Below are 26,393 nucleotides of genomic sequence, written 5' to 3'. Positions count from 1 at the left end.
ACTTTCGCTAGCGCAGCCTATTCGTGCGGGATGCGCCGGGCAACATAGTCAGGAATATGACGGTTATTAGCGGCAGAAATAATTCACTCTTTAGTCTTTCCGCAATTCCCTTTCCGCTTCGATATTCAATTGCGTTGCGGCTTCGATCAATCGCTGCTTCAACCACTGATGCGACGGCAAGGTATTGCTGCGCTGATGCCACGTGAGATAGAGCACGGCGTCGGGAATCGAAAACGGCAAAGGACGCGTTTCAATGATGCCGCGCGCGGAATACGTGAGCGCGAGTCGCGCGGGCAGCACGGCGATGAGATCCGATTCACGCAAGATGGGCGCGGCCACCGAAAACTGATTCACGGAGAAACGCACATCGCGCTTGAGGCCGCGATTCGCCAGCGCATCGTCGACGGGACTGGGCGCATCGTCCTCGCCGAGCACGTTCACCGCAAGCTGCGGACTTTCGCAAAACGACGCGAGCGAAATGGGCCGCTCGAATAGCGGATGGCCCTTGCGACCCGCGATCAGATAAGACGTCGACCACAGCGGCATGCCCTGCACCACCGCCGCGCGAGGCGGCTCCAGCCCGATGGCGAAGTCGACTTCGCCGCGCATGAGCCGCGCGCCAGCCATCGCCGGATCGTGGGGCACGAAAGAAAGCCGCGTGTGCGCCGCATGCGAAGCCAGCACCCGGTAAAGGTGCGGAGCCAGCAACGCCGCGGACAGATCGCCGAGTGAAATGCGAAACCGCAGATCGGATTCGCTGACGTCCATATCGTCCATATGCGTGGCCGCGTGCAGTTCCTCCATCGCCTGATGCACGCGGGGCCACATGGCGAGCGCGCGCGGCGTGGGCATGACGCCCTTCGGCGACTTGACGAACAACTGATCCTTGAACTGCGTGCGCAGCCGGTTCAGCGCATTGCTCACCGCCGACTGCGTCATCTCCAGGCGCTCGGCCGCGCGCGTGACGTGCCGCTCGGTCATCACCACGTCGAAGACGTTCAGCAGATTCAAATCGATTCGCTCCGCGGCGGCAGGCTCGCTGGAACGGGCCGCCCGCGCTTTCGTCTCCTTCACATCTTTCATTTCTATTCCTTAGTGATCACTTCGCGTGATGATATTAATATCGCGCACCGCTTTGATCAATGTCCACTCCACCTTCTACGCTTGCGTCATTCCAGCCACACAGGCGGAAGAAAACGCCCCTGAACGAGGGCGTAACGACATCACAAGAAAGGAGATGGAGACAGCATGAAGAAGTCTGCTGCGCGTTTGCGCGCGTATCCGCGTTGCCGCCTCAATACGATGCTGATGACGGGCACACTCGCCCTCGCAGCGAGCGATGCCTGCCATGCGCAGGTCACGCTTTACGGCACGATCGACAATGGCATCACCTATATCTCGAACGTCGCCGGCGGCAAACAAATCGAAATGCAGCCCGGCATCATGTGGAAAAGCGGCTTCGGCGTCAGAGGCACGGAAGACCTCGGCGGCGGAAGCAGTTTTTTCTTCGACGTGTCGCACAGTTTCAATGCGTCGAATGGCGCCGATTACGGTTACGGGCCGCAAATCGGCGTGCGTAACGACACCTGGGGCACGCTGACCATCGGCCAGTTGAACGACTTCATGTTTCAGTCGCTCACTCTCTCGCGCTGGGGCCCGGAACTCTATGCCATGCCGCCGTACAACAGTTCGGCCGGCCCCTTTTCCGGCTTCAATCTCGCGATGGGTTCGCTGGACTTCAACGGCGTGATCGGCTGGTATCTGTTCAATAACGCCGTCTCGTACCGTACGCCCGCCATTTACGGCCTTTCGCTCGGCGCGATGTATGCGTTCGGCGGCGAGCCGGGTCATGCGGGACGAGGCAATACGCAGAGTTTCGGTGCCGATTACTCGTGCGGTCCGCTGCAACTCGACGCCGCCTATACCTACACGCGCAATACCGACATCGTGAACGACGGCCAGGCATTGCGAAACTTCGGCTTCGGTGGACGACTCGCTGTCGGCATCGGTTTTATCGACGCGCTTTATACCAACTCGCGCAATCCGAACAATGGCGCGGGCGCGCAGGTCGTGAGCGTCGGCGGCTTTTATCCGGCCACGCAAAACGTGACCTTGTCGCTGCACTACCAGTACAACTGGGGTAATGCCGTGCTGAACAGCAATCACGATCACCAGATTTCCGTCGGCGCGTTTTACGGGCTTTCTAAGCGCACCGATATCTATGCGATCGCGGTGTATCAGCGTGCAAGCGGTGTCGATGCGGTCGCGCGCATTGGCTTTCTGCCGGAGTCTTCATCGACCGACACGCAATCGCTGCTGCGTATCGGCATCACTCATCGCTTCTGAGCGCCAACACGTCAACACGCGCCATCGACGCGACACACTATTCGCAAAGAGATTACTCATGAAAAACGTACTGCGTTTCTCGCTCCTGTGTTTGAGCCTCGGCATCGGCCTGCTGGCCGCCGACGCTGCACAGGCTCAACCGAAGAAGATCTGCAAAGTCGGCTGGCATCTCGATCCGAAGTCGGACCGCTGCCGTCCGCCGCGTCGCGGCCCCGCGCCGCCCGCACGCATTCCGAGCCCGCCTGGGCCGCCGCGCGGGCGCGGCGCGAGTGAACCTGCCGCGCCAGCGGCGTCGGCTCCGCAGGTTTCTTCAAGACAGTGATGCGATGCTGATTTGAACCGCGGTCACTTTTCATCCGCCGGAACGTTGGTCTACTGATCCGGCGGAGAAAGATTACCGCGCCATTCATTTCATTTGCGGATGAAGCAGACTGAAGTAAGCCGAAATGTTCGCAATATCTCCGTCACTCAACGGCGACGCCATCGCATTCATGATGACATTCTGGCGAGTATGACCGTCGCGATACGCCCTAAGCGCATCTTCGAGGTAATCGCTATTTTGGCCCGCGAGATTCGGCACACCGGGTATCTGCGCCATCCCATTCGTATTGTGGCAAGCAAAGCAAACCGCCGCGCGTTGCTTTCCTGCATTCGCATCGATACCGGGATTTTTCGCGTGGGCGTTCGTGGCAGCAAGCGCCGCGACGCCCGCAAACCAGGCCGCGAAATAAAGGGTTTTCGTATTCAAACGCTGATTACCTGATTTAATTAAAGCTGTCGCGCAGTGAAATCACCACACCGTAGGCGAGGAATGCCGTGATCCACACACCGAGCACGGACAACGCGCCGCGCGCGAGGTAGCGCACGAGCGGTTCGGCGGTATAACGCCCGGCCACGCGTCTCGATCGATACAGCAGCGTCAGATAAAAACCGCCCACCACGCCACCGATCCCTGCGAGCGTCAAAAAGAACAACAGCATCGACGGAGCGTCGGGATGAACCGTATAGCTGTGAATGTCGTAACCCAATGGCTTTAAATAGCGCATGCGGATGACTTCCCGCCAGACGGCGAGCAGCGAGACGATTCCGAAATTGGCCGTCATCGGCAGATAACCCTGCACGCTCGAACCAGGAAGCCGCATCCATGCGCCCATGATTGCGAGAGCGCCCACGATCGACCATCCGAGCGGCAGCAGTTCGAGACCCGACGCGGGCGGCAGGTCGAACTGCCAGGCCAGCATGGGCACGATCGAAAACAGAAAACCCCACTGAGCAATTTGCCGCCCGAGTTCCCGCGCGAAAACCAGATAGCGCGCATCACGATCGCCGCGCACGGAAAAGTAATGGGCGTAAGCAATCAGGAATACGCCGACGGCAGGCACGGAAATCCCCATGATCAAGACATAGCGCGCCCATTCGATCGCATGCAGGGCCGCGCCACGCGTGTCCACGACACCACCGGGCGCGTACCAGCTCATCCACTTTTCCGGCAACAACGCCTGATACGAGAGCGCGTGCATGATGAGCCCGTCGATGCAAAATAACAGCAACGCGATCCATGCATAGCATCCCGCACGGCGTTTCGCGTGCTCATGATTCGATACGTAAAACACGTACCACAGGCAATAGGCCACGAGCAGCGTGAAAATAAACGCCAGCGCCCAACGCCCGGACAAGACGTTCGACGTGTACCACTGCGGATCGTAGATGACCTGCGTGAACAAGAGCGGCGCGACCCCGAGCACAATCAGCAGCGACACACCGACCTTCGCCACTTTGGTCATCGCCATCGAGAGACGCGTCCAATGTTCTCCGCGCGAACGCGAATGAAACGCGTAAATGGCGAGACCCGCCGCGCCCATCGACAGATGAACAAAGGCAATATGGAGCGCCCATGTAATCACCATCAGCGCCTGAAAGACGAACGGCGGCGCGGGAATCCCGGCGGGATCGCGCATCGCGTTCATGACTGCACCTATTTCCATGTTCTAGCGGCCGTTTTTATGATGTTGATCGATCAGGCGGTCGACATCTTTTCCTGCGTCGACAGCGGCGAGGTAGTGAGCGATGGCGCGAACCTCGGCATCCGGCAAGTCGATGCGCGGCATGTACGGTTGCGTGCCGTGTCCGAGCGGCCCACGCAGGAATGCGGCAATCAGATCTTCGTCGGTCGCGCGATGGAGTTTGTCGGGCAAGCTGCGCAATAGCCCGCCCGGCTCCAGCGAATGGCAATTCGCACAGGCGAGCCGCGTCAGCAGACGCCCGGCTTCGAGCCGGTTCGCGTCGTCGATCACGCGCAGGCGTTCCGGTATGAAGGGATGCAGCGAGAGCAGTCCATGCGCCGCGATTCGATCGACTTCATCGCGAATGCCTCTTCCGGGCACGTTCCGCGCGATCACCTGATTGCCATAGATATATTGGCCCGCCACGAAAGGCTTGCGCATCGATTCCCGCATGCGCTCCTCAGGCCACACGCCGGCCACCGCGATCAGCACGAACAGCGGCACAGCAAGCGAGGTGGATACGTGCTGCGGAAACATCCAGCAGAACATCAGCCAGCTCGCCGTAACGATAAACACGGCGAGCATTTCCCGACCATAGACAGGCAACAGATGCGTGTTGAGCATCACGATCGCGTTCTGCGGCAGCGTATGCAGATACGCGAAGAACATGAGCACGGCGATGGCGCCGCCACTCAGTCCCACCGGCGCCACGAGGCGAATGATTTCGCGCCGCTGCGCGCGGTCGCGCACGCGGCTCGCGAGCACCAGGCCGACAATCGCCGCCATGACCAGCATCCCGCCCGTCCGCACGCCGAGCTGCGCGAAGAAGTTCGGGCTGAAGAACGCGTCGGCGGCCTGGCCGGTCTCGTACCAAGCCGCATTGCCCGGCCACATCATGAAGGACAGAATGCCGACGATCAGCAGCATCGTCGCCCACGACGCCATCGCGAACGTCCACGTGAGCATGAGGTGCGTTCGCGCATCCACCTTGTCGATCAGATAGACGAGCGCATACACACCAATCACCTCGACGGTGAAATAGACCCATTCGCTGGCCCACACCCAGACGAAATTGTGGATGAGACCGCTGACGCCGCGCGGACTCGCGACTGTGATGGCGTACCAGATCCCCGGCCCCGTAATCGAGCCGATGATGTACGAGAAGACCAGCAGAAAAGCGCCATAGCGCTTGATGAACGCCAGCAGCTCCGGCTTGTTTTGTCGGAATGCGCGTGTTTCCAGTAAGGCAAACAGAAACGACGCGCCCACGGACGTATGCGAAGCGACAACGTGAACGACACCAATGATGCCCATCATCCAGGCGGTGCCAATGCCTGGAATATAAAAAGTCGGATACATGCCCAGCATGCGGATCAGCTCTCAGCGTTTCAGAATGGCGTCAGAAAACCAACGACGCGGTACGACGTGCGTCCGCACACGCACTCATCGATGACTCGATTTCAAATGGCACCGGCCTTCATTTGTTTGACGGCGTAATCCGCCGCGCGCGCCGTCAACGCCATATAGGTCAGCGACGGATTGACCGAACCCGACGAAGCCATCGCCGCCCCGTCGGTGACGAACAGATTCGGAATGTCGTGGCTCTGATTGAATCCGTTGAGAAACGACGTTCGCGGATCGCGTCCCATGCGCGCGCCGCCCATTTCGTGAATCGAACTGCCGGGCCGCCCCAGTTCCGGCGACGCGAACAACACGTCCCAGCCCATGAGGCCCGCAAACTGCCGGGCTTCGTTCGTCGCGTGTTCCGCGAGCCGGTGTTCGTTTTCGGAGAATTCGAAATTAATATGAAGTTGCGCCATACCGTAGGCATCTTTTGCCGAACGCGACAAAGTCACGGCATTCGATTCGCGCGGCAGCGTTTCGATGAATCCGCCCATGAATATGATCCAGTCGCCCACGCCTTTCAGGTCTTTCTTCAACGCGATACCCAAACCCGGGCCATCGGCACCGCGCGTATAACCGCGCCGTGACACGCCACCCTGGAATGCATAGCCGCGCAGCAGACCGGCCTGTTTTTCAGTGACGTTCAGATAGCGCGGGATGATGAACGCGGCGGGACGGTTGATCGCGTAAGTTCGATCGTCGAAACCCTTGATGCGCGCGACGAAAGTCGTGGAGCCGTGGTCCATGATGTACTTCCCGAGCACGCCGCTGGAATTGCCCAGACCATTCGGAAAAGAATCACAGGCGGAGCGCAGCAAAATCCCGACCGAGTTGAACGCTGATGCATTGAGAAATACCGCGCGCGCCGTGAGCTTTTTGCGCGAGCCATCGACCGCATTCAACAGGCTCACACCAGTCACGCGTTTCGACGTGGCATCGTAATCGACGCGTTCGACAATCTGGTCGGTCAGCAGCGTGAGATTGCCCGTGGCGCGCGCCGCCGGCAGCGTCGAACTCTGCGTGCTGAAGTACGCGCCATACGAACAGCCGCGCGAACAGATGAGGCGCGCCTGGCACGGCGCACGACCTTCCTTCGCTTCGCGCAGGTGCGCGATGCGGCCGATGATCAGTTGACGCCGCCCGTCGTAGTGTTCGGCCAGACGCTGTTTCAGCGCCAGTTCGGGCGCGGTCAGTCCGAACGGTGCCTGAAAGACGCCATTCGGCAAGCCCTCGACCTTGTCGTTCGCGTCGCCCGACACGCCGATAAACGACTCGACATACGCATACCAGCGTTCGATGTCGCGATAACGAATGGGCCAGTCGCTGCCGTTGCCATCCTTGAGATTGGCTTCGAAATCGTGGTCGTCGCGGCGAAAGACATGACGTCCCCACGTCAGCGAACGGCCGCCAAGCTGATAGCCGCGTCGCCACTGAAACGGCACGGGGCCGCTCGATTCATACGGATTCTGCCGGTCGTTGACCCAATGATCCTGGGTCCATTCGTTGAAGAAAAGCCCTTGCTGCTGCGGGTAATCGGCATTGAAGAGATTCTGATCGCCCATGCCCCGGAACGGCATCTCCCAGGGGGCCTTCATTTCATTGTGATAGTCGGCCTGATGCTCGATCATCTTGCCGCGCTCGATCAGCGCGACCTTGAGACCTTTTTCAGTCAGTTCCTTCGCGGCCCAACCACCGGAGATGCCCGATCCCACCACAATCACATCGAAGTCGTCACGCATGATCAAATCGTCCCAAACCAGTCGTTCAAATAGGCGCGGTCGCCCGCCTTATACGGAAGATCGGGCTGGAAGCCACCGGGGTCCAGCTCATAGCGCAGTTCATGCGAGCCGCCGATCTCAGAGGTGTAGTAGCCGATCAGAATCAGGCGCTTCACAGTGGGCCATGCCTGCGCGCCGCTCGGTCGTCCGCCCTTGAAGCAGGCCTCGTCGTGGCGCGTGAGTACCTTGAGCTTTTCCTCAGTGGATAGCGCGTCATAGCGGCCGCCCGCGGCGTGATCGAGTTCCGATGCCAGTTGCTCAAGCAGATCGGGCTTTGCGCCCGCGAGTCCGTGCTGGACCGCCAGACGCAGGAACTGGGGCACACCTGCGGACAACGCACCCGGCGTATCCGTCTGCGGCAGGGTCTGGTCGCAAACGAAGTCGACCAGCGAAGAAGCCGCTTCGGCGGGACGAACCGTGCCGACCAGCGTCCAGATGCCCGCCGCCGCTGCGGCAGCGCTGGCGCCGACAATGAGCCGCCGGCGTTTGGGATTGATGCTGCGTGTCTCCATCTCTTCCTTCGTTATCGTAGTTGCCTGCATTGCGCGGCGAGGCGCTCAGCCGCGTCGCACTTCGAATTGGCTGTCAAGCGCCGCGCGAGTCCATTAAGCAAGATGGCCCATACGCCTGCTTCGAATCGGGCTTCGAATCGTCTTCGAATCCGCCTGCGCGCATCAGGCGTAGTCGACCTGATGGCGGCTCACGCGCACACCGGTCAGCTCGTCGCGTACGCGCAGGTGCTCCGGATGCGTGGCATACGCCCGCAGTGCCTCCCGGCTATCGAACTCCGAATACAGCACGACATCGCAGGCGTAATCGACGCCGCTGAAATCGATGCCGATTTCGAGCTTGAGCAGACCCGGAATTTTTCCGTTGAGACCTTCAAATGCGAGCTTGACCCGCTTGGCGGCCGTCGCCTTCTCTTCGGGAGATTCGCCTTTCAGGTCCCACATCACGATGTGTTTAATTGCGCTCATACCTCGAATCGCCCATCAAGAATGGCTGCAGCAACGACGCTGCGCCGTGAGGGCAGCGTGCGCGTCGCGACAGCAGGTTTAGGCCACGAGTCCGAGAATCCGCCGATTTCGCGCGCTATCCGCGTCGGCGCCAGCGAAGTCGTCGAACGCGCGTTCCGTGACGCGAATGAGATGCTCGCGCACGAACGATGCGCCTTCGGCCGCGCCCGCTTCGGGATGCTTCAAACAGCATTCCCATTCGACGACCGCCCATCCGTCGTACCCGTGTTGAGTCAGGCTCGAAAAGATCGCCTTGAAGTCGATCGACCCATCGCCGAGCGAGCGAAAACGGCCCGGCCTGGACAACCACGGCTGATAACCGCCATAGACACCGCTGCGCCCGTTCGGCCGATATTCGGCATCTTTCACATGGAACGCGCGAATACGGCTGTGGTAAATATCGATGAACGCGAGATAGTCCATCTGCTGAAGCAGCAGGTGGCTCGGATCGAACAGGATATTCGCGCGCGCATGCGCGCCGGTTGCATCCAGAAAGCGCTCGAACGTCACGCCGTCGTGCAGATCCTCGCCGGGATGGATCTCGAAACAGACGTCCACGCCCGCTTCATCGAAGGCATTCAGGATCGGAAGCCACCGCTTGCCGAGTTCCGCGAAGGCTTCTTCGACGAGACCTGCGGGTCGTTGCGGCCACGGGTAAAACAAATGCCACGCCAGCGCGCCGGAGAAGGTCGCGTGCGCTTTCAGTTGAAGCTTGCGGCTTGCGGATGCGGCCAGCCGTAACTGTCGCTGCGCCCATTCACGCCGTTCCTGCGGCCGCCCACGCAGCTCCGCAGGCGCGAAGTTGTCGAACAGCGCGTCATACGCCGGATGCGTGGCAATGAGTTGTCCCTGCAGATGCGTCGACAGTTCGCTGATCTGAAGCTTGTGCTGCGCGAGCGTCCCGCGGACTTCGTCGCAGTAATCCTGGCTCGTGCCCGCGAGTTCGAGATCGAATAGCCGACGGTCCCAGGTGGGAATCTGCACGGCCACGTATCCGAGCCCGCTCGCCCAGCGAGCCAATGATTCCAGCGAGTTGTACGGCGGCGTATCGCCCGCGAACTGCGCCAGAAAAATGCCCGGTCCCTTGATGGTTTGCATGCACGCTCCTCGTTTAATCCATCGCGACCCAGCCGCGTCCGGCGCGGCTCGCCGCCACTGCGACTTCCACGAAACGCATGCTGCGAACGCCCGCCTCGATGCCGTTGACGAGCCCACATTCATCGCTCGCGCCCGATGCTCGCGCACGTATCGACGCTGCGAAGTCGCGATAGAGATTCGCGAACGCCTCCAGATAGCCTTCGGGGTGCCCCGGCGGCAAGCGGCACGCACTCACGGCGGATGCAGCCAGATACGACGCGCCCGCATGGAAAATTTGCGTCGGCCGATCGGGCCAGGAAACGCGCAGCCGATTCGGCTCCTCCTGCTCCCAGGCCAGCGAACCCTTTTCGCCAAAGACACGAATCGCGAGTCCGTTACGCTCGCCAGCCGCGATCTGCGTCGTATGGATCACGCCGGGCGCACCGCCTGCGAGGCGAACCAGGAGATTGCAGTCGTCGTCGAGACGGCGGCCTTCCACGATCGCCGAGAGGTCCGCACAAAGCTTCACGACACGCTCGCCCGTGACAAACTCGACGAGATTGAAAGCGTGCACGCCGATATCGCCGATACAGCCGCCCATACCGGCGCGCGCCGGATCGGTGCGCCATGCCGCCTGCTTCTGCTCATCGGCTTCGATGGGCTGACTGAGCCACCCCTGCACATACTCGACAACGACCTTGCGGATGCGCCCCAGTTCGCCCGACGCGCACATCGCGCGCGCCTGCCGGATCATCGGATAGCCCGTGTACGTATAGGTCAGCGCGTAAAGCCCATCGCTATCCGCCACGTGTGCGGCCAGCGCCTGCGCCTCGTCGAGCGTGGCGGTCGCGGGCTTGTCGCTGATGACGTGATAACCGCACGCGAGTGCGGCCGCCGCAACCGGAAAATGCAGGTGATTCGGCGTGACGATCGCAACGAGGTCGGCCGGGTCCGTGCGCTCTCGCTCGCGGTCGAGCAATGTTTCGTAATCCGAATAAGCGCGTGACGGATCGATGCCGTATTGCGCGGCGGCCTGCGCCGAACGTTGAGCGTTGCTGCTGAACGCGCCGGCGACCAGCTCGATCTGTCCATCGAGTTCCGCCGCGATCCGATGAACGGGACCGATGAACGAACCGGGACCGCCGCCGACCATCGCGAAGCGCAATTTGCGCGTGTTTCCCGCCGATGCGAAGCTCATTTTGCGGCGGTCAATGTCGAGAGATAGGCGACCAGATCGCGGCGCGTTTTCTCGTCCGACACGGCGAAAGGCATCCGGTTGCCCGGATAAACCTTTGCGGGGTCGGCGAGCCATGCGGCGAGCCGCTCCGGCGTCCACGTATCGTGAGACGCGGCGAGCGCGTTCGAATAGCGGAAGCCCGCCACGGAGCCGACGCGTCGGCCCGCGACGCCCGACAGCGACGGCCCCATGAGCGTCACGCCCGGCGCGACCGAGTGGCAGGCCGCACAGCGCGCAAATGCCGATTTGCCCGCCGCAACATCGCCCGGCTCGGCCTTCGCGGCTCCAGCCGCCAAAGCAACAACACACAGTACAACAGCCCGCAAACGCATAATTCCTCTCACTTCGGCATCCTGATTGAAAGCCCGCTATCGATCCGCACCGTGCACGCGATCAACCAACAATTAACTGACGATTAACCTGCGTGTTCGACTTCGTTCAGTCTGCCGAGTACACGCCGTGCAAGCGCGTGGTGGCGGCGCAGCTTGTCGAAGCCGTCCGAATCGGTCCACATATGGCCTTCATACTCACTCGACATGAAGCCGTTGTAACCGGCCTTGACGAAGATCGGCAGAATGCGGTCGTAGTCCACCGAGACTTCCGAACCGTCGTCGGCGAAATCGAAAAACTTCCCGTGAATATGCACGACCTGCGGCATGATCTCGAGCCACGCCTCGGGGTTCTGGCGTGAAAACAGCCCGAAAATAATGCTGATCTCGGTGATGAAGCGTTCGTTGGCACCGAGCGCCCGAGCCTCGGCCTGGAAACGGTCACGACGCGGATAGGCCTCGCCTTCGCCATTCCAGTGTTCGAGCGCAAGCTGGATCAGCGACTCGGGAATCTCCAGTTCGCGGAAATACTCGATGAAACTCGGCGGCACCGCACGCGCCGACGCGCCGAAGTCCGGGATAAAGCCGAGATACGGCGAGCCCACGCGCGCATACATTTCGCGGAACGCCAGCACATCGGGATGCTGCACATGATGCGGCGCGTGCAGTTCGAGACCCAGCTTGATGCCGAGTTTTTCCGCGAGCGGAACGAGCCGTTCGATGGCCTCGGGACCCGCGGGGTACTGATAGCGCACCACGGGGAAGCCGAGCTTCGCCGCCGCGTGAAGTTGACGCTCGTGGTACGTCACGAGTTCGTCAAGGGAGAGATCGCGATCGCGCGACATGCGGAAGTCGGCGTTGATGCCGAGGCAGGACGGCTCAAGGCCCGTTTCTTCGATCAGCCCACGGAAGTGATCCGCAAATTCATCGCTGACATTCGGGAAACCGCGGATGCTTTGAAAGCCGACGACTTCGAGCCCCGGACCGAGGTTCTCGGCCGCGACTTTGCGCACGAGTTCGTCGAACGTGTATTCGCGCCCGTGAAACTGCGTGGTGAGGCTATAGAGTGTCGTACCCAGTCGCAAACCGGTATTCTTGCTGCTCATCGTTTTCTCCTGCTGTCGATTAGTTCGCGACCAGGCGCTTTTCGGTTTTCGTGAGGCGGACCAGTCCCTTGATATAGGGCGGACGCACCGCGAGCGTGACGGCGACATCGTGCGCGCTGCCCTTCGCGAGCGGCGCATGCTTGACGTTCAGCCACGCCGAGTCGAGCACGTACCACCACTGGTCGGTCAACGCACGGAGATCGTCGGGGCGCAGCGTCTGGCCTTCGAGTTCAAACGTCACATCGGCGAGATCAATCGTTTCGCCATCCAGAATAATTTCCGCAATGTCGACCGTGGACAGCGGCAACGAGCGATACCACGGCAAGCGCACATCGATTGCAAAGCCGCTCTCCGTCGCGCGCAGACCGTTGTCGCTCACTACTCGGTTTTTCATCATGTTCGAAACTTTCCATTTACAGGTTGGGTTAGAGCGCCTTGGGCGCGCCCTCGCCGTGGATCGCGCGGCTTTCGCGCGATGCCGACTTCTCGTCGTAGCGATAAAAGGACAGGCAAATGACCTGCAGAACCATCAGCACGACCGGCGTGGCGTAGAACAGCCATCCCACCACCGATGCCGCCTTCGCCGTGATGTCCGCGGGCTTGTATCCCGCCCAGCCCAATGCAAACGCGGTCAATGCCGTGCCCACCGCCATCCCGACCTTGATGCCAAAGCTGACGCTGGAGACGATGAGGCCGTCTGCGCGATTGCCGAACGCCGTTTCGTGCACCTCGACCGCGTCGGCCATCATCACGAAGGTGGTCGCCGCCTGAATGCCGGTCACGATGTTCGAGAGCACGAATAGCGTGACGAACACGGTGGTGTGCGACTGGAACAGCGGCATGGCGAGCGTCAGCGCAATGGAGACGCCAATGGCGGCGATGTTGCCGATGCGCTTGCTGAAGCGCTTGAAATACAGGCCCGCGAAGAATCCGCCGATCAGGATCGCCACGGAAAGCAGCGGCAGCAGCACGGAGATCATCCAGGGCGCGCGCAGCACGTCCTTCGTGAAGTACGCGACGCTCGACACGAGCACGCCCAGCTTGATGAAGATGAGCAGCGCCATCACGAACACGATGCGCCAGACCGGGTTGCGCAGCATCTGCGCGAGACTGAGCCTGACCGCGACGTGCTGAACCGGCGCCGCGGCCTGCGTGCGCTCCTTGCATTTGAAGAACACCAGAAAATACAGCGCAACGCTCAGCACGGCCATGATGACGGCTGCCACGGTGAAACCGTGTTGACGGTCGGCGCCGCCGATATAACCGACGATCGGCATCGTCAGGCCATAGACGAAGATCGAGGCAATCGACGTTCCCATCGATCGAAAACTGCCGAGCTGATTCTTTTCAGCGGGATTGCGCGTCATCAGCGGCAACAACGCGCTATAGGGAATGTAAAGCAGCGAATAGAGCAGGCCGAGCAGCGTGAGCGTGACATACGCGTAAGCCAGTTTCCCGAACGGCGAAAAGTCCGGCACCGTGAACGTGGCAATACAGAGGATGCCGAACGGAATCGTCGCGTAGAGCAGATACGGACGCGCCCTGCCGAAGCGGCTCGATGTCCGGTCCACGGTGAGACCCACCAGCGGATCGAAAATAGCGTCGAGCACGCGTGTGACGAGCATCAGTCCGCCGAGCGCGGCGACGGGCAGCATGGCGACGTCGCTGTAATAGAAAAGCAGAAAGCCCGTGACCATGTTCCAGGCGAGATTCGACGCGATCTCGCCCGCGCCGTAGCTCAGCTTCTCGCCCATGGAGAGGGTCGGCCGTCCGGCCGTCGTATTGGGAAGGGACAGATCCATGGTCGAAGGGCGCAGGTGCCTGAGCTCCCGCCGCGCCGTGTCTCCTGAGTGTTGTTGGGTATGGCAGGAGTCTACGGGCCGCCCTTTTCGTTGATCAACGAAGCGGGGGATATGACCGTCATCACCTGATGTGATGACGGCGGCATTCGTCTGGGGTTTGGTGCCGTGGGCGCGTAGTCGAATGCAGCGTTTCGCGAGTCCCCAATCCGCCCTAAACTGAATGGAGGAAAGCCGCCGACGCGATAAAGGGGGCAATCATGAACCGAACGTTTTGCGCCTTATTGGCGGCCGTTCTGCTTGGCGCGAGTCTGAACGCATTGGCGTCCCCGATCCGTATCGAATCGGGGACTTACGGTGCGAACTGCGGCGCGCGTCACGGCAATTCAACGCGCACGCTCGCGCTCCACTGTAACGCTCGCGAGACCTGCCGTTATCCGGTCGCTTCGCCTGAGCACGCTTTCGACGCAAAAGCGTGCCGATCGGATTTTGTCGCTGAATGGTATTGCGGATCGGGCGAATTCCACCGCGCCGTCGTGAGGGCCGTGGCGAACGACGCAGGCACACTCGTGATGAGTTGCGAACAGCCCACCGGCGCGGGGAAGTGACGGCGGCTTATCAGCCGCCCTTCTTGAACGCCAGGCGTCCGCTATTTACGGCCTTTTCGCCGTCAGGTACGCAATGCGTTCCGCGCCAAGCTGCTTGCCGCTTTCAAAAATCGCCCGCATCCGCACTTCGAGATACTCGCGCTCGCTCTGGGTAAATTCCGTCTTGAGGATCTCTTCCAGCGGCGGCGCCAAAGGATGCGGCGAGGTGCGGATAAACATGTCCCACGGAAGACTGTCCTCGGTCCGCACATCGATATGCAGTTCCAGATGAATGTCCGTGAATCCCGCATCCATCGCAAAGCGAACCAGATCGCGCTCCCCATAGTTCGTTATGGGCAGCGATCGCAGCTTGTCTTCCGTGTCGGGGAATTGTGCGGCCCGGCATCGGAGCAAAAGCGGAAAGAACGGATCGCCGGCCTCGAACGCGCCTTCATCGACCAATCGCTTGAGCATGCAAACCTCAAGCGCTTCGTCACGCAGAATCGGCTCTGCCATGGCGAAACGGCCACCCGGTTTGAGAATGCGATAAAGCTCGCGCATTGCCGCGGGCTTGTCCGGCACATAGGCGAGCACGGCCCGCATCGTGGCCGCATCGACGGATGCATTGGCGATACCGTCCAGCTGCTCGGCGGACCCCTGAACGAATGCACACTGCCCGCTGACACCGAGCTTTCGGGCGGTCTCTTCAGCGTGCTCCAGCAACGGCGGTGAAATATCCGTCATGATCACGCTGATCGAAGCACCGGCGCGCTCGATCGCCCGAAATCCCACGAGACCATCCCCGGTGCCGATGTCGGCCAATGTCATACCGGATTGGAGTCGAACGGAATCCAGCACACGGTCGGCGTATTTCGTAATCTCGACGCGAACGTTGCGCGCCTGCGCGCGATCGTCGCCGTGACGTTGCCGGAGAATCCAGGTGGACCAGTTATCGTGAGTGACGTTATTCGTGCGCGATGACAAGATTGATTTCCACGGGCAACCTGAGCGATCGGCGAGATACTAGCGACGTATCCTGATGTACGCCTTAACAAACCAGACTTTCGGTCTGGATCGTTTTTTTAAAAGAAAGCCGTTCCGTGCGCTTGCAGGTTGAATAAAAGACATTTTCATTCCAGCCATTTCATCCACGATTTCGATGGACTGGCACGCGGCTATTGTGAGTCGGCGTAGTGGAAATCAAACCGCAGCTTATGCAAGCCTTAAGGCCGCTCATTACCTGAAAATAAATACTTCTTAAGTATTGGAAAGGATGCTCCGATAAACCGTGCGCTGTTCACGGTTCATTCACCTTTTGGAGACCTTTCATGAGCATTGCCGCCATTTCCAGTCAACCCGCGTCCGTCGCGACGAGTACCGGAACGCAGCAGCAACAGGCGACGGCCGCCGCGCAACCGGCCAGCGCATCGCAGACGCAATCCAGCACGACGACGCAAAGTTCGACGCCATCGGCTTCCTATACGGTCAATATCAGCAGCATGGCGCGCGCAGCCTTTGCGGAAGCCACCGAATCCTCGGTGCAAACCGCACAGGAAGCCAACCATGGGGATCGCCAGGCGCAACGTCTGCTCGCAAAAGAGCAGGCCAACAAGATAGGTTGACGATCGACGCGCGTCCCGGGCGGCTATTCCAGCGACCGTGACGCCTACGTGATCAGCTTGCACGTTGCGCGCAAACCGCAACGTGCAAGCCACCAAAAACACTCAACAAAACACTCAACAAAGCACTACGCGAACACGGCAGTCCCCGCACACCGTTCTTCAACGCGCCGATCGCGATCCTCGAGAATCAACTCCGCCGCACGATAACCGAGCATCATCGCCGGACCGTTGGTGTTGCCCGAAGGCGGCGTCGGCATCGACGAGCAATCGACCACGCGCAGCCCGTCAACGCCATGCACGCGCAAGCGCGAATCGAGCACCGAATCTTCCGGCGCGCCCATGCGGCACGTGCCGGTCGCGTGCACGCCGGGACTCACGAGCCACTGCAATGCCTGGAAGATCTCGTCGTCGCTCTGATACTGCGGGCCGGGCGTAACCTCGCGCACGATATACGGCGCGAGCGCGGATTGGGCCGCGAACTTGCGCATGAGACGCAGCATGTCGATCAGCAGTTTGCGGTCCTCAGGATCGCCCCACCAGTTCGCATCGACGAGCACCGGCTGCGCGATATCCGCCGATTGGATCGCCACGCTGCCACGGCTTTTCGGCCGCAAATAATAGCCATTGAGCGTGATTCCCGGCTGATCCTCCAACGCGCCACGGCCCGGATCGGCCTTGATTTCCTCGGACGAACGCATCGAAAACGGCCCCACGCCGAACTGCACGTCGGGCCAATGCGGCTCGGATCGCATCGACACCAGCGCGGTCAGTTCCGGCGACGTATAGGCCATGAGCCCGGTGCGCGTCGTGTAGTACTGAAGCACATGCCGCATCAAGCGCCAGCCGTGGAATTCGCGATTGAAACCCGGATCGTTGCGCATGCGAAACGAAATCGAGAACATCGCGTGATCGACGAGATTGCGCCCGACGGCGGGCAGATCTTTCACGACGTCGACGCCCGCCTTCGCAAGCACATCCGCAGGACCGACGCCGGAGATCTGCAAGAGCTTCGGGCTCTGCAACACGCCCGCGCAGAGAATCACTTCGCGTCGCGCGCGCGCGAAGCCTGCTGTTTCGCCGACGCGATAACGCACGCCCGTTGCCCGCGTGCCCTCGAACACGATGCGCTCCGCAAGCGCGCCCGTGATCACCGTGAGATTGCGCCGGCGCATCGCAGGCTTGAGAAACGCGCGATACGCCGACGCGCGGCGGCCGCGCCGATCGACCGTCGCCTGCGTGTAGCCGATGCCCTGCGTATTCGGCGTGTTGATGTCGTCGAGCACGGGCAGGCCCATCTGGCGGCCCGCCTCGCGCGCGGCGTCGATCACCGGCGAGCGGAACGGCAACTCCGTCACCTGAAGCGGCCCGTTGCGGCCGCGCGAGCGATGACCGTGCCGGTAGCGGTAGTTTTCCATTTCGCCGAAACAGCGCTCGACTTCGCTCCACGACCACTCGCGCAAACCCATTGCGTGCCACGCGTCGTAGTCGGCGGGCATGCCGCGCAGATACCACGTGCCGTTGGTCGAACTCGATCCGCCGAGCCCGCGTCCATAAACCCACGTTTCATTCGCCGGGCGGTCCTTCTGCGCCTTCACGGGAAATTGCCAGAAGTATTGCGGATTGCCCCACATTTTCATGAACGCGCGCGGCATGCGCACGAGTTCGGATTCGTTATCGCCGCCCGCTTCGAGCAGCAGCACGCGGCTCTTGCCGTCGCGGCTCAGGCGGTCGGCGAGCACGCTGCCCGACGATCCCGCGCCGACGATCACATAATCGAATTCACTGCTTTCGTTGCTCATCGACATTCTCTCGATACCGGATTCAAAGGATCGCGACGGCGCGCGTCCAGCCCGCCGACGCGCCGCGAATCTTGTGGGGGAAGCACGACACCGTGAAGCCGTGGTCGGGCAGCGCTTCGAGGTTGTGCAGCTTTTCAAGGTGGCAGTAGCCGATATCGCGGCCCGCCTTGTGCCCTTCCCAGATCAGCGCCTTGTTGCCGGTCTCGGCCACGCGCTTCGCGGTATAGGAAAACGGCGCGTCCCAGCTCCAGGCGTCGGTGCCGGTCAGACGCACGCCGCGTTCGAGCAGATACATGGTCGCTTCGTAGCCCATGCCGCAGCCGGCGCTGACATAGTCGTTGTGGCCGTAGCGCGAGCCCGCGCGCGTGTTCACGAGCACGATGTCGAGCGGTTCGAGCGTGTAGCCGATTCGTTTCAGTTCGGCTTCGACATCGGCTGCGCTCACGACATAGCCATCGGGGAAATGACGGAAATCGAGCTTCACGCCAGGCTGAAAGCACCATTCGAGCGGCACGTGATCGATCGTCGTGGAAGGTTTCGGCTCGCCGAAACTTGCATCCATCGTCGAATGGAAGTGATATGGCGCGTCCAGATGCGTGCCCGAATGCGTCGTGAGCGTGACCCATTCGGCGGCGGCCGCCTCGCCATCGGGGAAGTCTTGAGGCTGCACACCCGGCAGCATCGCGAGAAATTCGGGCACGGTATCGGCGTGACGCTGATAGGTGATCTTCGGCGCGAGCGGCGGCGGGTCGGAGAGCACGTCGTTCTCCAGATAGATCGACAGGTCGATGAACGTTCGCGGGGTTTTCATAGGGTTCCTGATTAATTATTCGAGTGATCGTGCGACACGTTGTCGATGCGAACCACGCGCTGATCGATGACGCCGAACGGCGCCTGCGTCCCGTCGATGCTGCGCGCTTCCATTCGCACGCGGTCGCCGAAGCGCATGAACGGCGTGCGCGGCTGGCCCGCTTCGAGCAGTTCGAGCACGCGCCGCTCCGCGATACACGCCGAGCCCGCGGGCGCGCCTTCGTTCGAGACCGTGCCCGAGCCGATCAAGGTGCCCGCGCTCAGCGCGCGCGTGCGCGCGGCGTGTGCGATCAACTCGCCGAAGTGGAAGTGCATCGCGCGGCCATCGGGCTCGCCGAACCACGCGCCGTCGCGCTCGACATGCAGCTTCAGCGCGAGCCGGCCATCGCGCCACGCGTCGCCGAGCGCGGCAGGCGTCACGGCAATCGGCGCGAAGCTCGTCGATGGTTTCGCGTGCAGAAAGCCGAAGCCGGTCTTCATCTCGCGCGGGCCGAACGCGCGCAGGCTCCAGTCGTTGAGCTGCACGACGAGCCGGATAAAGCCGAGCGCCTCGCGAGGCGAAACGCCCATCGGCGTCGCGCCGACGATCACGCCGAACTCGCCTTCGAAGTCGATCTGATGCGCCTCATCGGGCAACGCGACATCGTCGCGCGGACCCAGAAAGTCGTCGCTCGCCCCTTGATACATGAGCGGCACCTCACGCGCATCGGGCATCGGCTCCGTGTTGAACGCGCGCTCCATCAGCGCACCGTGCGCCAGAAACGCCGATCCATCGCACCACTGAAACGTCCGGGGCAACGGCGCGCGCAGGCGGGCCTGATCGAGCACGAAGCTCTCGCTCTCGATCAACGCGCCCGCATCGAGCGCGACGCGATGCGCGTCGAGCGCGGGCGCCACGGCGTCCCATTGCTCGATCGCGCACAGCAGGTTCGGCGCGATCTGCGTGGCGAGCGCGCCGCGCGTGCCGTCCGTCGACACGACGCAGAGCGCGCCGTCGGCGCTGCCGTCGTCGAGCGTGGCGAGCTTCAGTTTCATCGCTGTCTCCTTCATGCCGTCGCGCTCAGATCGGCTGCGCCAGCGCCGCAAGCGTTTCGCGCATGATGCCCGCGTGCTCCATGCGGTCGCCGCCCGCGATCTCGATCTCGCCGAGCCGCGCCGAGTTCTCCACCACCATGCGGCAGCGTTCCCAGCGGCGCGCCTCGAAACGCGCGAGCCGCTGCGTGAGCGCGCCTTCGCCCATGCATTCCTGCGCGAGCACGATGGCGTCTTCGATGCCGATGCACGCGCCCGACGCCATATGCGGCGTCGTGGCATGCACCGCGTCGCCGATCAGCACCACGCGGCCCGTGTACCAGGGGCGCGGCAGCAGCAGGCTTTCGAGCGGGCGATAGACGATCTGCGAGTGCTCGCCGAGTTGATCGCGCAAGGCCCGGACTTCCGGCGCGCCGAACGTGTCGAGCAGATCGCGCAATTGCGTGACGAATTGCGCGGGATCGACGAACTCGTTCGACGGACGGTTCTCCGTGAGAAAGAGGTACATCGCCTCGCGCGAAACGGGATTGACGCCCGCCTTCAGGCGCTCGCCGACCCACATCGACGCCGTGCTCACCTGCTCGGGCCGCTCGAACACGGCGCGCCACACGCCCTGGCCGCTATAGGCCGGTGCGGGCGCGTGCGGGAACGCCTGCTTGCGCAGCGTCGAGTAAAGACCGTCCGCGCCGATCACGAGGTCATAGTGCCGCGTCGATTCATCGGAGAACGTCACCTCGACGCCCTCGCCGTCTTCGCGCCACGCGCTCACGGTGCAGCCGAGGCGCACATCGGCGCCGCTCTCGCGCGTCGCCTGCGCGAGAATCGCGGCCAACGCGGGCCGCATGATCGCGCCGCCGCCCGGCACATCGTCGCCTGCGATGCGCGGCGTGGGCAGCGTGCCGATGGGCGTGCCGTCCGCGAGCGCGACGTTCACGCCGTCGGCGGCATAACCGGTGGCGAGGAACGCGTCGAGCACGCCGAGCGTGCGGAACGCGCGCAGCGTCGCGCCGCCGAGGCTGATGCCCGCGCCATACGAACGCCAGCCCGGATCGATCTCGACGAGATCGACCGCCACGCCGCGCTTGCGAAACTCAATGGCGGCCGACATGCCGGAAAAGCCGCCGCCCACTACCAGCACACGAGAAATGCCTTCAGGCATGGTCCCACTCCACAAAATCGTTATCGGAATCGTTATTGCTCAACCACAGTTCGCCGCCCTCGGTCAGCGTGAGCGCGATGCGTTGCAGACGCGCGCCTTCGCACGGCCCGCGCACGCACACGCCGCTCGCGAGGTCGAACAGCGCGCCGTGCCCCGCGCAGACGATGTGACGTCCGTCCGCGCTCAGATAGCGGTCCTTGCGCCACGCGAGCGGCACCGCGTCGCCGGGCGGGTAATGCGGACACGCGTTGCGCCAGGCATCGACGCTTGCTGTGTGGTCCGCACGGCGAATCACGAACAGCGTGTCGCGCCCGCTGCCGTGCGGATCGAACCCGCGCGACGCGCCGGGTGCGAGGTCGTCGAGATGGCAGAGCCGCACGGCGCGCGACGTCGCTGCGTTCACGCGGCTGCGCCCTTCGGCGGCGGACCGCCCGGCATCCAGCGCTCGCGATGCTGGAACAGGAAGAGTTGCGACGCGTCCGCGCTCATCGGCGCTTCGCGCGCGATCCACTCGGCGTCGTGCAGATCCATGTCGGCGTCGTATTCGACGTGACAGCCGAGCGGGCTGTTGAAGTACCAGAACCAGTTCGAACCGAAGCGATGACGCCCCGGTCCCCAGAACGACTGATAGCCCTTCTCGACGAGGCGCGTGCCCGCCTGCATCAGTTCGCTCGGGCCGCCGAGGTGGAACGTGAAGTGCTCGCAGCCCTTCATGAACGGCGGCGTCTGGATCAGGAACAGCGTGTGGTGATCGTGCGTGCCCGCGGGGCGCAGGAACGGTCCCACGCCCGTGAAGCGGTCCGAGCAGACGAAGCCCAGACGCTCGACGTAAAACGCTTCGGCGGCTTGCGCGTCCGGCACGAAATAGACCACGTGCGAAAGCGAGCGCGGACGCACCGGCGCATCGGGATTCACCGCCGGCACGTTGACGCCGCGTGCGCGTTCTGCGCCCGGCGCGTTGCTCGCTTCGGCGGGCAACGCGAGCGGCTTGCGCACCGTGACCTGAAACGCGAGCGCGAAGCCCGCGTCGTCCACGCTGGCGATCGAGCCGTCCGCGCGGCGCGTCACTTCGCGGTCGCGGCCGAGTTCCTGCGCGATGGCGTCGAGCGTCGCGGCATCGGCCACACCGTAGACGGTTTCGCGCAGCAGGTTCGCCGTGGCCATCGGCGGCGGCAGGCCTGCGTCGTCCTTGCGGCGAATCACGATGGCGGTGCCGTCGAGCGCCTCGAAGCGGCCGCCTTCGGCGCTCACGTCGACAGGGGAGAGACCGTAGTCGGTCAGATATTGCGCGCAGGCCGCGACGTCGTCGACGCCGAACACCAGCGCATCCGGTCCAATGATATTCATCTGGATTCCTCTTTAAATTCTATTCAGGCCAGTGCGATGCGTGCGCCGAGGGTTTCGGCCACCCAGTCGGCGATATACGCGCCCGCGTTCGCGGAGTTGTCGAAGCTGCTGTGCTGCACGCCGCCCTCGCGCTCCGTGAAGATCTTCAGTTCGCGCTTCGGGCTGTTGACGAGTTGCTCGTAGGTGCGCTGCGCCCACTGCAGCGGGATCTGCGAGTCCTGCTCGCCGTGTGTGACGAGGAACGGCACCTTCACGCGGTCGAGCACGCCGTCGAGATGCACGTGCTCGGCGATCTGCATAAACTCGTCCATGTCGCGCGCGCCCCAGACCCAGCGCACGTGTTCCCAGTAATGCGGCACCGGGAAATTGCCTTCGCGCTGAAGGCGGCGCTTCTGCACTTCGCGCCAGTCGTGATTCGCGCCCCACACCACGCCGCACGCGAAGCGCGGCTCGAACGCCACGGCGCGCGGGCAGAAGTAACCGCCGAGCGACACGCCTTCGAGGCCGATGCGCGCGGCGTCGATATCCGCGCGCTGTTCGAGCCAGTCGACGACCGGCGTCGCCCAATGCTCGCTGTCATGACGCGCGTGCAGGCCATGCAGACGCAGCGCCTCGCCGCTGCCGGGCTGATCGACCACGAGCGAGGCCACGCCGCGTTTCGCGAGCCATTGCGGCAAGCCCACGCGGTACTTGAGTTCCTTGGTCGAATCGAGACCGTTCACCTGCACGAGCACGGGCGTGCGGCCCGATACGCCCTCGGCGCGCACGTAGAGCGCGGACAGTTCGCTGTCGCCATAGGGGATCGTCACGCGTTCGCAGTTTTCGCCGGAGAGCGCGAGGCCGCGCGCGAACACGTCGAGAAAGCGGCGATACAGTTCGACGCGCCCCGGCGCGCCATGCGCCTGCAAGCGCTCGCAGGTCAGCAGATAGATCGCGGCGCGGTTGTATTTGTCGCCCGCCGAGATCAGCCTGCCCTTCGCTTCGTCTTCGGCGGCGAGCACGCAGAGGCGTTCCGCCGTTTGCGACCACGCGTCGCGAAACGCGGCGGTGCCGACGGCGTCGCGGTCCTTCGAGGCGTCGATGAGCGGGGCGCACATCGCTTCGATTTCGCCGATGCGGCCGCCCATTTCGAGCGCGAGATCGACGGCGAGATTCCAGCCGTAATTAGTCGGGAAATATTTGAACATGGTTGCCCTTGCCATTAAGCCAATAAAGCCGGTGAAAGAATCAGTTGATCGCGGGATCGCGCAGCGGCAGCCAGATGCCGCCTTCGCGCGACGACGCTAGCGCGGCGTGCACGAAGCGCATGCCTTCGAGGCCATCATCGAGCGTCGGAAACGCGCTCGCCTGCGCGGCGCGCTGCGGATCGTCGCGATGGGCGCGGACTGCGTCGGCAAAATCGCCGTATAGATTCGCGAAGGCTTCGAGGTAGCCTTCGGGATGTCCCATCGGAACGCGCGTGGCCGCCATCGCTGCGGCGCTCAGGCTCGCGTCGCCACGGCGGATCGTGCGCGGACTCTCGTTGAGCGGCGCGAAGCGCAGTTCGTCGGGCGCTTCCTGGCGCCAGCTCAGCCCGCCGCGCGAGCCGTACACCGCGAGTTCGAGATTGTTAGCATTGCCAGGCGCCGTCTGGCTCGCCCACAACAGGCCGCGTGCGCCGTTGGTGAAGCGCAGCATGACCTGGGCGTTGTCGTCGAGACGGCGGCCCGGTACGGCGCTCGTGAGATCCGCGAGCAGGAGGTGCGGCGTGAGACCGGTGACGAAGCGCGCGAGGTGATACGCGTGCGTGCCGATATCGGCGATGCAGCCGCCCTCGCCCGCGAGCGCGGGATCGCTGCGCCACGCCGCCTGCTTGTTGCCCGTGGTTTCCAGCGCTTCGCTGAGCCAGTCCTGCGCGTAACGCACCTGCACCGAGCGGATCTCGCCCAGCGCGCCCGCCTTCACCATCTCGCGCGCGTGGCGCACGAGCGGATAACCGCTATACGTGTAGGTCACGCCGAACAGACGGCCGGAGATGCGCGCGACATCGGCCAGCGCGCGCGCCTCGGCGAGCGTGGTCGCGAGCGGCTTGTCGCAGACCACGTGCAGGCCCGCCGCGAGGCAGTCGCGCGCGACGCGCGCATGCAGATGATTGGGCGTGACGATCACGACCGCTTCGATGCCGTCCTCGCGTTCGCGCTCGGCGCTCAGCATCGCCTGCCAGCTGGCATACGCACGCGAGGCATCGACGCCAATCGCCTCGCCCGACGCGCGCGAGCGCGCCGCGTCCGACGAGAACGCACCCGCCACCAGCCGGTAACGGCCATCGAGACGCGCGGCCATGCGATGCACCGCGCCGATGAACGCGCCCTCGCCGCCGCCCACCATGCCGATCCTGATTTCATCCTTCATGCTTCGGTATCCTTTCTATTTCTGCGTGTCCATCCGCTACTTCGCCTGCGATCAATCGAGTCCGAGCAGACGCCGGTTCGCGGCTTCGTCCACGCCCGACGCGGCGAAGTCGTCGAACGCGCGCTGCGTGACCTCGATGATGTGATCGGCGATAAAACGCGCCCCTTCGCGCGCGCCCGCCGCCGCGTCCTTGAGCGCGCATTCCCACTCAAGCACGGCCCAGCCCGCGAAGTCGTATTGCGCGAGCTTCGAGAAGATCGCGCGAAAGTCGATCTGGCCGTCGCCGAGCGAGCGGAAGCGTCCGGCGCGTTCGAGCCACGATCCATAGCCGCCGTACACGCCGCGCCGTCCATCGGGGCGGAACTCCGCGTCTTTCACGTGAAAGGCCTTGATGCGTTCGTGATAGAGGTCGATGAACGCGAGATAGTCCATGCACTGCAGATGCAGATGGCTCGGGTCGTACAGCAGGTTCGCGCGCGCGTGGCCGCCGAGCGCGTCCAGAAAGCGCTCGAAGCTCGCGCCGTCGTGCAAGTCTTCGCCGGGATGAATCTCGTAGCAGACGTCGACGCCCACGGCGTCGAACGCATCGAGAATCGGCCGCCAGCGGCGCGCCAGTTCCGCGAACGCCATGTCCACGAGACCGGCCGGACGCTGCGGCCACGGATAGAGAAACGGCCAGGCGAGCGCGCCCGAAAACGTGGCGTGCGCGTCGAGTCCAAGACGGCGGCTCGCCTGCGCCGCCAGCATCAACTGCTCGACGGCCCATTGCTGACGCGCACGCGGCTGGCCGCGCAAGGCCTGCGGACAGAAGCCATCGAACGCGGCGTCGTAGGCGGGATGCACGGCCACGAGTTGACCTTGCAGATGCGTGGACAACTCGGTCACGGCGAGGCCGTGTTCGGCGAGCGTGCCGCGCACTTCGTCGGCATAAGTCTGGCTCGTGGCCGCGCGCTCCAGATCGATCAGACGCGCATCCCACGACGGAATCTGCACGCCCCGATAGCCGAGCGCCGACGCCCAGCGCGCGATCGAATCGAGCGAGTTGAACGGCGCTTCGTCGCTCGCGAACTGGGCGAGAAAGAGCGCGGGGCCGCGAAGGGTCTTCATGATGGGCGTGCTTCCAGTCGTGGGAGTTCAGGCAAAACGTGAGGCAAATTCGAAGCCGATATCAAGCCAGGCTTACTCGGCGTCCTTGCGCGTGGCGCTCACCGGCCTCACGTCGCTCGTGCCGTGCGGATGCCTGGGCGCGCGGCTCTGCGGGCCGTCCTTGCGCGAGTTCGGCGGCGAAGGCGGCTGGTCGATGCGCGGCGCAGGCGGCGGCCCGCGCCGGATCGTGCGGCACTTTTCCTCGTAGTGATCGTGCTTCCAGACCTGGCGGCACACGCGCTTGACCTGTTCCGCCGAGCTGGCTGCGCTCGCGGGCGGCGCAGTGCTCTGCGCCGTGCTCTGTGCAGTGCTCTGTGCACCGTTCTCCGCCGCGCAAACATTCAGGATTCCCGATAAAGCGAGCAAGACGCTCAAGATAATGCGTAGATACATGGTCGATCTCCG

Annotated in this window: 28 protein-coding genes; 4 read left to right on the top strand and 24 right to left on the bottom strand. The window is 63.1% G+C overall.

All coding sequences use genetic code 11. The features are described from left to right. Positions 1 to 90: 90 nt before the first annotated feature. Positions 91 to 1,011 (bottom strand): LysR family transcriptional regulator, encoded by a 921-nt coding sequence (locus U4Y88_RS16430; protein WP_310631979.1) that lies wholly within the window; start codon positions 1,009 to 1,011, stop codon positions 91 to 93. Between the two features lie 237 nt (positions 1,012 to 1,248). Here U4Y88_RS16430 and U4Y88_RS16425 point away from each other — a divergent pair, with 237 nt between their 5' ends. Further along, positions 1,249 to 2,346 carry a porin gene (locus U4Y88_RS16425; protein ID WP_321785073.1) on the top strand — a complete coding sequence of 366 codons (1,098 nt, stop codon included), beginning with the start codon at positions 1,249 to 1,251 and terminating at the stop codon, positions 2,344 to 2,346. A 58-nt stretch (positions 2,347 to 2,404) separates the two neighbouring features. Next, on the top strand, positions 2,405 to 2,668 hold the full coding sequence (locus tag U4Y88_RS16420) for a hypothetical protein (protein ID WP_224008932.1): 264 nt from the start codon (positions 2,405 to 2,407) through the stop codon (positions 2,666 to 2,668). Between the two features lie 84 nt (positions 2,669 to 2,752). Here the strand turns inward: U4Y88_RS16420 and U4Y88_RS16415 are convergent, their stop codons facing one another. The 9 genes from U4Y88_RS16415 to U4Y88_RS16375 form a co-directional block, all read right to left on the bottom strand. Then, complete coding sequence (locus U4Y88_RS16415) at positions 2,753 to 3,094, bottom strand: cytochrome c (RefSeq protein ID WP_321785071.1); 342 nt, start codon at positions 3,092 to 3,094, stop codon at positions 2,753 to 2,755. 16 nt (positions 3,095 to 3,110) lie between these two features. After that, a complete protein-coding gene (locus U4Y88_RS16410) occupies positions 3,111 to 4,313 on the bottom strand; it encodes a hypothetical protein (RefSeq protein WP_321785070.1) in 1,203 nt (400 codons plus the stop codon). A gap of 21 nt (positions 4,314 to 4,334) precedes the next feature. Continuing rightward, positions 4,335 to 5,708 (bottom strand): cytochrome c, encoded by a 1,374-nt coding sequence (locus U4Y88_RS16405; RefSeq protein WP_321785068.1) that lies wholly within the window; start codon positions 5,706 to 5,708, stop codon positions 4,335 to 4,337. A 101-nt stretch (positions 5,709 to 5,809) separates the two neighbouring features. Next, a complete protein-coding gene (locus U4Y88_RS16400) occupies positions 5,810 to 7,492 on the bottom strand; it encodes a GMC family oxidoreductase (RefSeq protein ID WP_321785066.1) in 1,683 nt (560 codons plus the stop codon). A 2-nt stretch (positions 7,493 to 7,494) separates the two neighbouring features. Continuing rightward, a complete protein-coding gene (locus U4Y88_RS16395) occupies positions 7,495 to 8,043 on the bottom strand; it encodes a gluconate 2-dehydrogenase subunit 3 family protein (RefSeq protein ID WP_321785064.1) in 549 nt (182 codons plus the stop codon). 162 nt (positions 8,044 to 8,205) lie between these two features. Then, positions 8,206 to 8,508 carry a Dabb family protein gene (locus tag U4Y88_RS16390; RefSeq protein ID WP_321785062.1) on the bottom strand — a complete coding sequence of 101 codons (303 nt, stop codon included), beginning with the start codon at positions 8,506 to 8,508 and terminating at the stop codon, positions 8,206 to 8,208. A 78-nt stretch (positions 8,509 to 8,586) separates the two neighbouring features. Continuing rightward, a complete protein-coding gene (locus tag U4Y88_RS16385) occupies positions 8,587 to 9,645 on the bottom strand; it encodes a sugar phosphate isomerase/epimerase (protein WP_321785060.1) in 1,059 nt (352 codons plus the stop codon). Positions 9,646 to 9,658: 13 nt separating this feature from the next. Continuing rightward, positions 9,659 to 10,822: a Gfo/Idh/MocA family oxidoreductase gene (locus U4Y88_RS16380; RefSeq protein WP_321785058.1), complete on the bottom strand. Its 1,164-nt coding sequence runs from the start codon at positions 10,820 to 10,822 to the stop codon at positions 9,659 to 9,661. Beyond that, positions 10,819 to 11,061, bottom strand: a complete 243-nt coding sequence (locus U4Y88_RS16375; protein WP_253074384.1) for a c-type cytochrome — start codon at positions 11,059 to 11,061, stop codon at positions 10,819 to 10,821. The genes U4Y88_RS16380 and U4Y88_RS16375 overlap by 4 nt, the downstream gene beginning before the upstream one ends. 15 nt (positions 11,062 to 11,076) lie before the next feature. Here U4Y88_RS16375 and U4Y88_RS16370 point away from each other — a divergent pair, with 15 nt between their 5' ends. Then, positions 11,077 to 11,280: a hypothetical protein gene (locus tag U4Y88_RS16370; RefSeq protein ID WP_321785056.1), complete on the top strand. Its 204-nt coding sequence runs from the start codon at positions 11,077 to 11,079 to the stop codon at positions 11,278 to 11,280. Here U4Y88_RS16370 and U4Y88_RS16365 read toward each other — a convergent pair. From U4Y88_RS16365 to U4Y88_RS16350, 4 genes are all read right to left on the bottom strand, one after another. Next, complete coding sequence (locus tag U4Y88_RS16365) at positions 11,277 to 12,296, bottom strand: sugar phosphate isomerase/epimerase family protein (protein WP_321785054.1); 1,020 nt, start codon at positions 12,294 to 12,296, stop codon at positions 11,277 to 11,279. The genes U4Y88_RS16370 and U4Y88_RS16365 overlap by 4 nt on opposite strands. A gap of 19 nt (positions 12,297 to 12,315) precedes the next feature. After that, entirely contained in the window at positions 12,316 to 12,693 is a 378-nt protein-coding gene (locus tag U4Y88_RS16360) for a C-glycoside deglycosidase beta subunit domain-containing protein (RefSeq protein ID WP_321785052.1), read from the bottom strand. Positions 12,694 to 12,721: 28 nt separating this feature from the next. Next, positions 12,722 to 14,098 carry a glycoside-pentoside-hexuronide (GPH):cation symporter gene (locus U4Y88_RS16355; RefSeq protein WP_321785050.1) on the bottom strand — a complete coding sequence of 459 codons (1,377 nt, stop codon included), beginning with the start codon at positions 14,096 to 14,098 and terminating at the stop codon, positions 12,722 to 12,724. A gap of 650 nt (positions 14,099 to 14,748) precedes the next feature. Next, on the bottom strand, positions 14,749 to 15,666 hold the full coding sequence (locus U4Y88_RS16350) for a class I SAM-dependent methyltransferase (RefSeq protein WP_321785048.1): 918 nt from the start codon (positions 15,664 to 15,666) through the stop codon (positions 14,749 to 14,751). A gap of 344 nt (positions 15,667 to 16,010) precedes the next feature. On the opposite strand from U4Y88_RS16350, the gene U4Y88_RS16345 reads away from it, so the two are divergent. Next, on the top strand, positions 16,011 to 16,304 hold the full coding sequence (locus U4Y88_RS16345) for a hypothetical protein (protein WP_224008959.1): 294 nt from the start codon (positions 16,011 to 16,013) through the stop codon (positions 16,302 to 16,304). Positions 16,305 to 16,429: 125 nt separating this feature from the next. Here U4Y88_RS16345 and U4Y88_RS16340 read toward each other — a convergent pair whose 3' ends face one another. From U4Y88_RS16340 to U4Y88_RS16295, 10 genes are all read right to left on the bottom strand, one after another. Next, complete coding sequence (locus U4Y88_RS16340) at positions 16,430 to 18,103, bottom strand: GMC family oxidoreductase (RefSeq protein WP_224008961.1); 1,674 nt, start codon at positions 18,101 to 18,103, stop codon at positions 16,430 to 16,432. Positions 18,104 to 18,125: 22 nt separating this feature from the next. Then, positions 18,126 to 18,914 (bottom strand): cyclase family protein, encoded by a 789-nt coding sequence (locus U4Y88_RS16335; RefSeq protein WP_224008963.1) that lies wholly within the window; start codon positions 18,912 to 18,914, stop codon positions 18,126 to 18,128. An 11-nt stretch (positions 18,915 to 18,925) separates the two neighbouring features. Beyond that, positions 18,926 to 19,942: a fumarylacetoacetate hydrolase family protein gene (locus U4Y88_RS16330; RefSeq protein WP_321785475.1), complete on the bottom strand. Its 1,017-nt coding sequence runs from the start codon at positions 19,940 to 19,942 to the stop codon at positions 18,926 to 18,928. A 31-nt stretch (positions 19,943 to 19,973) separates the two neighbouring features. Continuing rightward, positions 19,974 to 21,104, bottom strand: a complete 1,131-nt coding sequence (locus tag U4Y88_RS16325) for an FAD-dependent oxidoreductase (protein ID WP_321785046.1) — start codon at positions 21,102 to 21,104, stop codon at positions 19,974 to 19,976. Then, positions 21,097 to 21,507 carry a Rieske (2Fe-2S) protein gene (locus U4Y88_RS16320; protein ID WP_321785044.1) on the bottom strand — a complete coding sequence of 137 codons (411 nt, stop codon included), beginning with the start codon at positions 21,505 to 21,507 and terminating at the stop codon, positions 21,097 to 21,099. The genes U4Y88_RS16325 and U4Y88_RS16320 overlap by 8 nt, the downstream gene beginning before the upstream one ends. Next, complete coding sequence (locus tag U4Y88_RS16315; protein WP_321785042.1) at positions 21,504 to 22,451, bottom strand: VOC family protein; 948 nt, start codon at positions 22,449 to 22,451, stop codon at positions 21,504 to 21,506. The genes U4Y88_RS16320 and U4Y88_RS16315 overlap by 4 nt, the downstream gene beginning before the upstream one ends. A gap of 23 nt (positions 22,452 to 22,474) precedes the next feature. Beyond that, positions 22,475 to 23,638 (bottom strand): alpha/beta hydrolase family protein, encoded by a 1,164-nt coding sequence (locus tag U4Y88_RS16310; protein ID WP_321785040.1) that lies wholly within the window; start codon positions 23,636 to 23,638, stop codon positions 22,475 to 22,477. 40 nt (positions 23,639 to 23,678) lie between these two features. Next, positions 23,679 to 24,842, bottom strand: a complete 1,164-nt coding sequence (locus U4Y88_RS16305; RefSeq protein ID WP_321785038.1) for a Gfo/Idh/MocA family oxidoreductase — start codon at positions 24,840 to 24,842, stop codon at positions 23,679 to 23,681. 51 nt (positions 24,843 to 24,893) lie between these two features. Continuing rightward, entirely contained in the window at positions 24,894 to 25,949 is a 1,056-nt protein-coding gene (locus tag U4Y88_RS16300) for a sugar phosphate isomerase/epimerase family protein (protein ID WP_321785036.1), read from the bottom strand. A 72-nt stretch (positions 25,950 to 26,021) separates the two neighbouring features. Beyond that, positions 26,022 to 26,381: a hypothetical protein gene (locus tag U4Y88_RS16295; RefSeq protein WP_321785034.1), complete on the bottom strand. Its 360-nt coding sequence runs from the start codon at positions 26,379 to 26,381 to the stop codon at positions 26,022 to 26,024. Between the last annotated feature and the right edge of the window lie 12 nt (positions 26,382 to 26,393).

This window comes from Paraburkholderia sp. J94 (assembly GCF_905220285.1).
Lineage (GTDB): Bacteria > Pseudomonadota > Gammaproteobacteria > Burkholderiales > Burkholderiaceae > Paraburkholderia > Paraburkholderia tropica_A.
This window is presented reverse-complemented; position numbering and strand designations above follow the sequence as displayed.